We start from the raw sequence: 11,262 nt of genomic DNA on the forward strand, positions 1-11,262 counted from the left end.
CGGATCAACCGTTGTTATTCTGCACGTAAAGCATCTACCGGGTTGAGTCGGGCGGCACGCATGGCGGGAACCACACCGGCTCCCAGCCCGATCACACCTGACAGAATCAGCGCTGCCAGAACATAGCGCCATGGGATATTGACAGGTAAATCGCTGAAAAACACGCTCAGCAACCCCGCAATTCCGGAGCCTGTCATCAATCCGATCATACCGCCCAGTGTCGAGAGGGCCGTCGATTCCAGCAGGAACAGAATACGGATGCGTGTGGGGGTTGCGCCCAGCGCATTGAGCAGGCCGATCTCGGCCATCCGTTCGTTGACTGCGATATGCATCAGCGTAATCATTCCTACTGCCCCGACCAGCAGTGAAATACCGCCGAGCACTGCGACGGCGAAAGTCAGCACATCGAGCACGGTGGACAAAGTGCTGAGCATCTGCTGCTGCGGTGTGATCGTGAAATCTTCGCGCCCGTGCCGTTCGACCATGATGCGTTTGATGTCTTCGATGACTTCATCCAGTAGTGCAGCGGGTGGATAAACTACCTGCACTTCCATCACGCCTTCCCGATTGAAAATCTCCAGCGCCCGGGCAGTGGGAATATAAACGGTATCATCCAGATCGAAACCCAGCACCTGTCCTTTCGAGGCCATGACACCGATGATGCGGAAACGCGAACCGCCTACCTGTAGCACCGAACCGAGCGGATTGGCATCGCCAAACAGTTCCTTGTGTACTTTAGCCCCGAGCACGGCAAATGCGCGTGGATTGCGCGGATCATCCGCTGGCAGGAACTGTCCGATGGCGGTATGCATGTTGAATGCCCGGTCGAAATCCGGCCCCTGGCCATACACGGTGACACGCCGGCTGCGGCCACCACCGCGTACTTCGGCGTTACCCGTTACGGTTGCATTGGTGTAGACCGCATGACGGGATGATTTAAGAGCGAGTGAATCTTCGATCGTCAACAGGCGCACACTGCCGATCGAACCTGTCGAGGCACCACGTGTGCGAATTTTACCGGGGGTGATGTTCAGAATGTTGGTTCCGAATTGGGTAAATTCGGATAAAACGAAATGCTGGATGCCTGAACCGATCGAAGTGAGCAGAATCACGGCGGCAATCCCGATGGCGATACCGGACGCGGACAGAAATGTACGCATCCGATGGGCGATCAGCGCTCGCAGTGCAAATTGCAGTGCATCGAGGAAGCTCATCGCAACATCTACCGTTTACTGAGTGCCATGACCGGATCCAGTTTTGCGGCACGGATCGCAGGCAACAAGCCGGCGAGAATACCGGCCAGTACAGCAACGGCAATCCCGGCAAAATTGGCCCAGAGTGGCGGCCAGGCGGGCAACAGCGGGTAGGCCAGGCGCAACAGCCAGCTTCCTGTCTGCCCCAGAATGAATCCAGCTAACGCACCCGTGACCGACAACCAGATTGCCTCGGCCAGAAAAATATAGCGAATGACTTCTGCCGGAGTACCGATCGCCTTGAGCAGGCCGATTTCCGCTGTACGCTGACTGACTGAAACCAGCATGACATTCATGACCAGAATACCGGCAACGGCGAGACTGATGACGGCAATTCCGGCAACACCCAGTGTCAATGCGCGCAGGATGCGATCAAACGTGGCCAGCACGGCATCATGGGCAATGACGGTTACGTCATCTTCACCGTCATGGCGCTGGATGAGAGCTTGATGAATGGCCTCCTTGGCACTTTCGATCTCGTTGTGGTGACGGGTTTCGATCAGCAATCGGAACAGCGAAGTGGTATTGAGCAGTGTCTGGGCATGCTGGATCGGGATAATGACCAGTTCATCTGAATTGAACCCCATGGATTCACCTTGAACAGCCATGATTCCGGTGACCAGAAAACGCCGATCACCCAGGCGGACACGCTGCCCCACCGCATTGCCATCCGGGAAAAATTCCTGTGCGATTTTTGCACCCAGCACCATTTGTGCACTGTTTTCACCCGAGTGTGAAAGAAATCTTCCCTGTGCGAGTTTCATGTGGCGAATCGGAAAAATTTCAGCTGTAGTTCCCATCAGGCTGACCTCACGCAATTTGCCGGTGGCGGAAAGTTCGGCCACCCCGACATTCAGAGGAGCATAACGTCTGACTTGCGCCAATCTTCCCACCCAGTGGGCATCGTCCAGCGTCAGATCTCTCGGGGTCTGCCCCATGACCGCACCGGGAAAGCTGCCTGCCGTTTCGGCACGACCGGGCAGGACGATGATCAGATTGGTGCCGATCGAGGAAAATTCATTGACGACATACTGACGTGCGCCATCACCCAATGCGGTCAGCATGATGACTGCAGCTACACCCAGCGCCATGGCCAGCATGATCAGGAACGAACGGGCAGGATAGCTGGTGATGGTTCTGAGGGAAAAATGCAGGAGATCCCGTAATTTCATCGTTCGTCGGCGTCGATTCGGCCATCCCGCATAGCAATACGGCGCTGAGCACGTGACCCCAGCTCCCGGTCATGCGTTACCACGATGAGAGTGGTTCCCGTCTGATTCAACGCTTCTAATAATGCGGCGACTTCCGAGCCGATACGATGATCCAGGTTACCGGTTGGTTCATCCGCCAGCAGTGCAGTGGGGCGCAGAATGGTTGCCCGTGCGATGGCGACGCGCTGGCGTTGGCCGCCAGAGAGCTCGGCCGGACGATGGTGTGCGCGGTCACTCAGGTTGAATGCTTGCATGGTTTCCATGATACGTGTCTTGCGATCTGCAGGCGGCATGCCGGTCAGTATCAGGGGGAGTTCGATGTTTTCTGCTGCGGTCAGGCGGGGAATCAGATGGAAAGACTGAAAAATGAAACCGATTTTCTCCCTGCGCACCTGTGCTTGTTCGGTTTCCGACAGATCGGTGACATTCCTGCCGTCGAGCAGGTAGTGACCGCTGTCGGGCCGATCCAGCAGTCCAATGACATTCAGTAAGGTGGATTTACCCGATCCGGAAGGCCCCATGATGGAAACGTATTCGCCGGATTCGATCGTCAGATCGATGTGATCGAGCGCATGGATAGCCTGATCACCCATGTGGAAAATACGGGTGATCCCGGAGAGCTGTATCATGGCTGCGGTGGTTTTGGGGTGACGCGGATCCCGGCCGTGATTTCTCCATTATCACTGGACAGCAGTACCTGATCTCCTTCTGACAGTCCTTCGAGCACTTCGGAATAGGCCCAGTTGGCCAGCCCTGTTTTCAGGGTGCGTTCCTCGAGTGTGTCATCCTGGCTCAGTACCCATACTTTGTTATCCTGGCGGATGACCTGGGTAGGAATACGCAGCACATTCTCGCGCTGATCGATAATGGCTTCGATATCGGCGCTATAGCCTACCAGCAGAACAGCTTGAGTGGGATTGGCAAATTCTGCTTCCACATCCACCGTGCGCGCCTGTTTCTCGATTTCAGTCACATAGGGCGCAATCCGGCGTATTTTTCCCTCAAAAACCTGGCTGGGGAGGGCATCCAAAGTAATACGCGCAATTTGCCCTATACGAATTTTAGGGGCATCGACTTCGTCCATTGGTGCACTTACATATAGACAGGAATCGTCGATCAGATCGACTGCCGGAGGGGTAGGAATTCCAGGAGGAGAAGGGGTGACATATTCACCCAGTTCCCCGGTAATCTGCGCAACGATGCCGGAAAAGGGTGCAATGAGCCGGGTGCGTTCGAGATTGGCCTGACTGACGGCGATCTGTGCATGAGCCCGTTTGACTTCGGCTGCAGCAGCAGTGCAGGCGGCCTGCTGGGCTCTGGCCGTGGCATCAGCCTCATCGGCGCGTTGTGAACTGACGAATCCTTTTTCAACCAGTTGCTGAGTGCGAACGGATTCACGCTGTGCATTTCCAGCCAGAATACAGGTTTCACGCTGCCGGCTTTCAGCAGTGGCAAGCTGTTGCCGGGAGAGATCGTACTGCGCCTGCAAATCGGCGTTCCATAACTCGAGCAGAATCTGACCTTCTTTGACCCGATCGCCTTCCTTGATTTGCAGGTGGATAACCTGGCCACCAGCTGCCGGCGATAATTTGGCACGCCGGCATGCTTTGACCGTACCGGCACGAGTATTGACCACAGTAGCTTCGACGATACCGCGACTGACAGTGACCAGCTCGACTTCCTGAGGGGTGCTTCGCGTCAGATACCAGACGGTAGAGCCTGTTGCAGCGAATACCAGTGCAATGCCTGCTATGCGAATTAGCCGTCGTGATCTGGACATGAGGATGAAAAAACAGAAAATTATTTATCAGAATGGTGGCGTTTGGCCCGTTTGTGCCATGCATGTACGACGTAATAGCGCCAGAGAATTCGTACCGTGAAATAACCGGTGATGGATAGCAGAGAGGCGAGCAGAAACAATCCGGCCATCAGTGGTTTCCCGAATGTAACTAGATAATCGGTCAGGACGGGAACCCATTCCGAAAGATTTTTATCCAGCAGGCCCAGTTCCAGCGGGGGCAGGCTCGAATTTTTTACCCCACCTGTCACCCAGCCACCCAGTGTATAGGCCGCAAGGTAAAGGGGCACGATGGTAAAAGGGTTGGAATAGAGCGTCACGAAAGCAGCAATGGGCAGATTGACTTTGAATATCACGGAGAACAGAGCGGCAAAAAAGAATTGTACCGGGTTGCTGCCCGGAATCAGGCCGGCGAACAGACCTGCCGCCACACCTCCGGCAACAGAGCGGCGATGCAAATGCCAAAGGTTGTGATGATACAGCAGCGTGCCGAAAAAATTTATAAAACGGTTTTGCCGGATACTTTCATGGGAGGGCAGGTATTTTTTAAAAAATTTGCGCATCGCAGTCAAACTTCAGTCTGAAAGATCTGTTACGTGTATTGGATTAAGAAACCTCTGATCAAGCTCTTCATGAGTCGCATTGCAGGCAAAATCATGATGATCACAAGAAGCGCGATACAGTGTGCGGCCATATGGGATTTAATCAGAGATTCCCAAAAGCCTGGTCATGGTTTCTATTGTCATCAATCCAGCATAAAGTGGCAAAATCGGCTAAAGTTGGAAGCACTGAATTTAATTGCAAGCCATTACAATCCGAACCATGAATGATACAACACAAGATACCGCGGCTTCTGTCTGGCGCGAAAGTTTCATTTTGTCATCCGGCAAGAATCTTTCCGGAATACGGGATACCAGGCCGACCGCAGATAATTACGGCGTACTGGATGCCAAGACTTTTGCTGCTGTGGAAGTCGATGCGCTGTTCGATGAGATCAACCAGGCACAGACCCTGACAGGCCAATCCATACTCTACCGCTCGCTCGCCCGCCCTGTGGCGGATGCCGTGTTGCTGCAAAGTAAACAGGAAGCGCTGCGCGAGCTGGAATCCAACCCGGATCTGTTGAAAGCGCTCGAACAATACATCAAACAGATAGCGACAGACGAGGCATCGCTGCATCACCTGTTGTACGGTGAATTTGCAGGGGGGCTGACGACGGATGATCCTCGAGATAAAACCGGTAAAGACAGGCTGGAATTCGGCGGCTATGGATATCGTCAGTTCGTCGATGGCACCGGTTTCGTCGTCGATCTGGTCGAAGAGGCAGAAGCATTACCCATGCCGGAGAGTGATTACCTGCGGACACTTGTACAGGCTCTGCGGGACTTTGCCCGGTCACGTACTTATGCCCTGATGCATGGGCCTATCTATGTATCGCAAGGAAAATTCATGACCCGGGAGGAAAAGCCACGGTATTTGCCTGTTCAGCGTTTTCGCCCTTCCATGTTCAAGTGGCCGTTTATCGCCTTTTTTCTGGTTTTCGTGGCTGGCCTGCTGCTTTTCTTTCAGAACACGCTGAATGAACTGGTAGCCAGCTACGTCGGTTACGGGCTGCTGATTTTGGTCATACCGATCATTCCCATCATTCTGCAGGCCATCAGCGCTTCGGATCGAGATTCAGTGATATACCCGCTGCAGAGGTTGTTCCGACAAAGTCCGGAGCTGGCCAAAGCAATCGAAGCCATGGGTATGCTCGATGAGCTGCTGGCATTACATCGCCATGCACATTCGATTTCCGGAGGATCCGTTCTGCCAGAAATTTACATGGATGAGCGGCATACACTGGTCGTATCCGGTGCCAGAAATCCCCTGCTGGCGAGGGTTCGCCCGAATTATGTGCCCAACGATATCGTATTGGATAGTGACAAACGACTGCTGATCGTGACAGGGCCGAACAGTGGCGGAAAGACAGCCTACTGCAAGACGATCGTCCAGATCCAGCTACTGGCACAGGCTGGGGCCTATGTGCCCGCTGCCCAGGCACGGGCCGTGCCTGCCGAGCATATCTTTTATCAGATACCCGATCCTGGCCAGCTGGAAGAAGGGATGGGACGTTTCGCACACGAATTGAAACAAACACGTGAAATTTTCTTCAATTCCACTCCTCGTTCTCTGGTGGTACTTGATGAACTGGCAGAAGGCACCACATTCGAAGAGAAAATGACGTTATCGGAATATGTACTGAAAGGATTTCATCAGCTGGGTGCAACCACTATCCTGGTAACCCATAACCATGAATTGTGTGAACGTTTACAGCAGGAAAATATAGGTAACTACCTGCAGGTCGAGTTCGTTTCCGAGAAACCGTCTCACCGGCTGATTCCCGGAATTTCCCGTGTCAGCCATGCCGATCGTATTGCAAGCGCCATTGGTTTCAGCAAGGAAGATGTGGCCAGCCATCTGGCTTCATTGCAAGAATGATGGCAGCTGCCGGAACATCGCAGTAAAATGCTGCCGCTAAAAACAGAACCGGGTCACACAACATGAAGTCGGGCAGTCCGTATTGCCAGTGTGACAAGGAAGTGCAAAAAGGAATAATCATCAAGGAATTATCAGTGGAACATAAAACTGACGACCGGCGCATTATCAGAGGAGATGAGCTGATTACGCCGGTGAAACTGCTTCATGATCATCCTCTGACTGAACAGGCGACTGAAACCGTGGTTACTGCCAGACAGGAGTGCCACGATATTTTGCGGGGAGAGGATGACCGGTTACTTGTCGTCTGTGGCCCATGCTCGATTCATGATGTGGATGCGGCAGTGGAATATGCTTCCCGACTGAGTCATCTGCGTCAGGAGCTGAAAGATCAGTTACATATCATTATGCGGGTTTATTTCGAGAAACCTCGCACAACAGTTGGCTGGAAAGGGCTGATCAACGATCCGGACCTGGATAACAGTTTCAACATCGACAAGGGATTGCGGCTTGCTCGCGATCTGTTGCTGAAACTGGGTAATATAAATATGCCGGCTGCAACTGAATTTCTTGATCTGATCAGCCCGCAATATGTGGCTGACCTCATCAGTTGGGCGGCCATCGGAGCGCGGACGACTGAAAGCCAGGGACATCGTGAACTGGCCTCCGGTGTTTCGTGTCCAGTGGGATTCAAGAATGGCACCTACGGCAATCTGAATATCGCAATCGATGCGATTGGTGCTGCATCCCACCCGCATAATTTCCTGTCAGTCACCAAAGAAGGCCGGGTTGCTACTTTCACCACCAGAGGGAATGAAGATTGTCATATCATCCTGCGCGGCGGAAGATCCCCTAATTACGATGCAGAGAGTGTTGCTTCTGCGGTCGAAGCGCTGCAGAAAGCCAAGCTGCCTCCTTATCTGATGATCGATTGCAGTCACGCCAACAGCCACAAGGATTACCGGCGTCAGCCGGAAGTGGCTGCCGATGTGGCTCAGCAAATTGCGGAAGGAAACTGCTCAATCAGCGGGATCATGCTTGAAAGTCACCTGGTGGCCGGCAGACAGAATGTTGAAGGTAAGCGACGGGAAGAACTGGTTTACGGGCAAAGCATCACGGATGGTTGCATCGATTTCGATATGACACAACATGTGCTGTTTGAACTGGCGGAAGCGGTGGAAAAACGAAGAAATTTGCAGAATACCCCGGTACTGGTTCCGGATCATTCCACTGCGCTTTCCTGAGCATATGTCAAGTACGCGGAGACCAATATGAACCCCAATCAAGCAACCTGGTTTAAAAACTATACTCTCGATTATCTGGAAGGGCTGCGCAATGCCAATATGGGTGTATATATCGGTATTCGCTTTCTGGAAGTCGGCCCTGATTTTCTCAAGGCAAGCATGCCGGTCGATCATCGTACCACCCAGCCTTTTGGCATCCTGCACGGAGGAGCCAGTTGCGTGCTGTCTGAAACACTGGGCAGCGTCTCCGCCTGGATGACGATCGATCCCGAGCAGTATCGGGCTGTTGGTATCGAAATCAATGCCAACCATATCCGGGCAGTAACGCAAGGCAATGTCATCGGCGTATGTACACCGTTGCATGTCGGCAGACGCACCCAGGTCTGGCAGACGGATATTACCGAAGAAGAAACCGGCAAGCGTGTTGCCGTTTCCAGGCTGACAGTCGCCATCATCGAACAGGGCACGCTCAGCACCCAGAAAGAAAAGGTCGTCGTAAGCAAGTAATATTTATTGATACCTCTCTCCGAACCCACTTTCTGCATCACCTATCCGGAAGATCTGCCGGTTGTCGCACGACGTGAAGAAATCGCACGTGCAATCAGAGAGCACCAGACTGTCATCGTCTGTGGCGAGACGGGATCCGGGAAAACGACACAGTTACCAAAAATTTGCCTGGAGCTGGGACAGGGTGTCGGGAAACAGGGTACCAAAAAGCTCATTGGTCATACCCAGCCCCGGCGTATTGCAGCCAGAACCGTTGCTGCACGTATTGCCACGGAACTGAACAGCCCGCTTGGAAAACTGGTTGGCTACAAAGTACGGTTTTCTGATCAGACTCACCCCGATACGCGCATCAAGCTGATGACCGATGGCATCCTGCTGGCGGAAACGCAGCAGGATCCATTGTTGCGCGCCTATCAGACCATCATCATCGACGAGGCGCACGAGCGCAGTCTGAATATCGATTTCCTGCTCGGGTATCTCAAGCAGTTGTTGCCGCGCCGCCCGGATATGAAGCTGATCATCACATCCGCTACCATCGATGCCGGGCGATTTTCCTCTCATTTCAATGAGGCACCCGTCATCGAGGTATCCGGCAGGCTGTTTCCGGTAGAGATTCATTACCGGCCCAATGATCCGATTGACAGAGAAGATCGCGATCTGCCGCGGGCCATTCTTGGCGCGATCAATGAAGCGATGAGGATGGGGGAGGGCGATACCCTGATATTCCTGCCTGGGGAACGGGAAATACGCGAAACCGCCGAGACATTGCGCAAACACACTTTTTCCGGCCCGGGTGGCAAGGCCGGTTTGGAGATTCTGCCGCTGTTTGCCCGGTTATCTCATACAGAACAGGCGCGTATTTTTGCTCCCGGTCAGCAGCGGCGAATCGTGCTGGCAACCAACGTTGCCGAAACCTCACTTACGGTTCCCGGTATCCGTTATGTGATCGATACAGGGCTGGCGCGAATCAACCGCTACAGCTACCGCAACAAGGTGGAGCAGCTTCTGGTCGAGAAGATTTCCCGGGCATCGGCCAACCAGCGCGCAGGTCGTTGCGGACGGGTAATGAATGGCGTGTGTTTCAGGCTGTATTCAGAAGAAGATTTCAATGTCCGCCCGGAATATACCGATCCCGAGATTCTGCGTTCCTCGCTGGCCGCTGTCATCCTGCGTATGAAATCGCTCAAGATTGGGGATGTCGAGCAATTCCCATTCATTCAGCCGCCTGCGCCGCGCATGATCGCAGATGGTTATCAGCTTTTGTCAGAGCTTGGCGCACTGGATGAGCGTAAGGGACTGACGCAAATCGGCCATCAACTGGCAAGATTCCCGACTGATCCACGAATCGCCCGCATGATCATGGCCGCCAAGCAGGAAAATTGTTTGAGCGAAGTGCTGATCATCGCTTCTGCTCTCAGCTTGCAGGATCCGCGCGACCGGCCGTTCGAACATCAGCAGGCGGCCGATCAGGCGCACCAGCCATTCCGCGATGATCGCTCCGACTTCATCGGCTATCTCAAATTATGGGATTTTTATAATGAGCTGCTCAAACACAAAAAATCCAATAAAAAACTGATCGAACAATGCCAGAAAAATTTCATTTCCCATCGCAGGATGCGGGAATGGCGCGAGATCCACGGCCAGTTGCATACACTGATCAGCGAGATGGGGTTGCGCCCCAATCAGACACCGGCCAGCTATGATGAAATCCATCGGGCATTATTGTCCGGACTGCTGGGCAATATCGGTTTCAAGTCGGATGAAAAAGGGATTTACGAGGGTGCACGTGCAATCAAATTTTCGATTTTTCCTGGTTCATCTCTGAGAAAAAAGCAACCGAAATGGGTGGTGGCAGCTGAATTAGCAGAAACTACCAAACTTTATGCGCGTTGTGCAGCGGCAATCGATCCGGCCTGGCTAGAGAGAATTGCGGGCCGGCTGTGTAAAAAACACTATTTTGATCCGCACTGGGAAAAACAGCGCGCTCAGGCCATGGTATTTGAGCGAGTCACCTTGTATGGCCTGACTATCATTCCTAAACGGCGCGTCGCCTATGGCCCGATCGACCCGGCACATGCACGCGAAATTTTCATACGCCAGGCGCTGATGGCAGGGGAGTATGAAAGCACCGCACCTTTTCTGCAGTATAACCAGCAACTGATCGATGAAATCCGCGAGCTGGAAAGCAAGGTGCGGCGGCAGGATATTCTGGTCGATGAGCAGCAGATATTCGAATTCTACGCTGCACGTATTCCAGCGAATATCTATAGCGGCAATGCATTTGAAAAATGGCGTAAGCAGGCGGAACAGACGGAACCCGAGCTTCTCTACCTGACACGGGAAGGATTGATACGTCAGGCGGTAGACGGAACGGCTGCCGAACAATTTCCCGAGACCCTGACAGCAGCCGGTCATGTATTGCCCCTGAGTTACCGTTTCGACCCTGGTCATCCTCTGGATGGGGTGACTGTTACAGTACCATTGCCTCTGCTCAATCAGATCATGCCACTTCACTTTGACCGGCTGGTGCCGGGGCTCATTCGGGAAAAGATCGGCTGGTACGTAAAAATGCTGCCCAAGCCGGTGCGTCGCTATGCTATTCCAGTGCCGCAATTCGTTACCCGGTTTCTGGAATGGCTGGATAGCTACCCGGATCAGACCATGTTGCTTACTGAGTCTCTCGCGGTATTCATCCGCAACGAAACCGGAATCAAAGTACCTGTGGATACCTGGGACAGCAGGCGGCTGCCGGCCCATTTGCAGATGAATGT

At 53.4% G+C, this 11,262-nt stretch carries 9 protein-coding genes; 4 read left to right on the forward strand and 5 right to left on the reverse strand.

All coding sequences use genetic code 11. The features are described from left to right. Positions 1–14: 14 nt before the first annotated feature. From ABUL11_RS07135 to ABUL11_RS07155, 5 genes are read right to left on the reverse strand one after another with little or no spacing between them, the layout of a single operon-like run. On the reverse strand, positions 15–1,214 hold the full coding sequence (locus ABUL11_RS07135) for an ABC transporter permease (protein ID WP_350283174.1): 1,200 nt from the start codon (positions 1,212–1,214) through the stop codon (positions 15–17). An 8-nt stretch (positions 1,215–1,222) separates the two neighbouring features. Next, the gene (locus tag ABUL11_RS07140; protein WP_350283175.1) at positions 1,223–2,425 is read right to left on the reverse strand and encodes an ABC transporter permease; all 1,203 of its coding nucleotides are present in this window, start codon (positions 2,423–2,425) and stop codon (positions 1,223–1,225) included. Next, entirely contained in the window at positions 2,422–3,093 is a 672-nt protein-coding gene (locus ABUL11_RS07145; RefSeq protein WP_350283176.1) for an ABC transporter ATP-binding protein, read from the reverse strand. Before ABUL11_RS07145 ends, ABUL11_RS07140 begins: the two co-directional genes overlap by 4 nt. Continuing rightward, positions 3,090–4,244 carry an efflux RND transporter periplasmic adaptor subunit gene (locus ABUL11_RS07150; RefSeq protein WP_350283177.1) on the reverse strand — a complete coding sequence of 385 codons (1,155 nt, stop codon included), beginning with the start codon at positions 4,242–4,244 and terminating at the stop codon, positions 3,090–3,092. The genes ABUL11_RS07145 and ABUL11_RS07150 overlap by 4 nt, the downstream gene beginning before the upstream one ends. A 20-nt stretch (positions 4,245–4,264) precedes the next feature. Beyond that, positions 4,265–4,825, reverse strand: coding sequence for a DUF2062 domain-containing protein (locus ABUL11_RS07155; protein ID WP_350283178.1), 561 nt, complete (start codon positions 4,823–4,825; stop codon positions 4,265–4,267). A 259-nt stretch (positions 4,826–5,084) separates the two neighbouring features. Here ABUL11_RS07155 and ABUL11_RS07160 point away from each other — a divergent pair, with 259 nt between their 5' ends. The 4 genes from ABUL11_RS07160 to hrpA form a co-directional block, all read left to right on the forward strand. Further along, positions 5,085–6,743: a MutS-related protein gene (locus ABUL11_RS07160; RefSeq protein WP_350283179.1), complete on the forward strand. Its 1,659-nt coding sequence runs from the start codon at positions 5,085–5,087 to the stop codon at positions 6,741–6,743. Positions 6,744–6,877: 134 nt separating this feature from the next. Continuing rightward, positions 6,878–7,984, forward strand: coding sequence for a 3-deoxy-7-phosphoheptulonate synthase (locus tag ABUL11_RS07165; protein ID WP_350283180.1), 1,107 nt, complete (start codon positions 6,878–6,880; stop codon positions 7,982–7,984). A gap of 27 nt (positions 7,985–8,011) precedes the next feature. After that, on the forward strand, positions 8,012–8,491 hold the full coding sequence (locus ABUL11_RS07170) for a hotdog fold thioesterase (RefSeq protein ID WP_350283181.1): 480 nt from the start codon (positions 8,012–8,014) through the stop codon (positions 8,489–8,491). A gap of 6 nt (positions 8,492–8,497) precedes the next feature. Next, a partial coding sequence (hrpA, locus tag ABUL11_RS07175) for an ATP-dependent RNA helicase HrpA (RefSeq protein ID WP_350283182.1) occupies positions 8,498–11,262 on the forward strand: 2,765 nt, incomplete at its 3' end.

Source organism: Nitrosomonas sp., from assembly GCF_040256045.1.
Classification (GTDB): domain Bacteria; phylum Pseudomonadota; class Gammaproteobacteria; order Burkholderiales; family Nitrosomonadaceae; genus Nitrosomonas.

Excerpts from the sequence above, each read along its gene's own strand:
- ABUL11_RS07135 (WP_350283174.1), bottom strand. The coding sequence starts at position 1,214 with ATGAGCTTCCTCGATGCACTGCAATTTGCACTGCGAGCGCTGATCGCC.
- ABUL11_RS07140 (WP_350283175.1), bottom strand. The coding sequence starts at position 2,425 with ATGAAATTACGGGATCTCCTGCATTTTTCCCTCAGAACCATCACCAGC.
- ABUL11_RS07145 (WP_350283176.1), bottom strand. The coding sequence starts at position 3,093 with ATGATACAGCTCTCCGGGATCACCCGTATTTTCCACATGGGTGATCAG.
- ABUL11_RS07150 (WP_350283177.1), bottom strand. The coding sequence starts at position 4,244 with ATGTCCAGATCACGACGGCTAATTCGCATAGCAGGCATTGCACTGGTA.
- ABUL11_RS07155 (WP_350283178.1), bottom strand. The coding sequence starts at position 4,825 with ATGCGCAAATTTTTTAAAAAATACCTGCCCTCCCATGAAAGTATCCGG.
- ABUL11_RS07160 (WP_350283179.1), top strand. The coding sequence starts at position 5,085 with ATGAATGATACAACACAAGATACCGCGGCTTCTGTCTGGCGCGAAAGT.
- ABUL11_RS07170 (WP_350283181.1), top strand. The coding sequence starts at position 8,012 with ATGAACCCCAATCAAGCAACCTGGTTTAAAAACTATACTCTCGATTAT.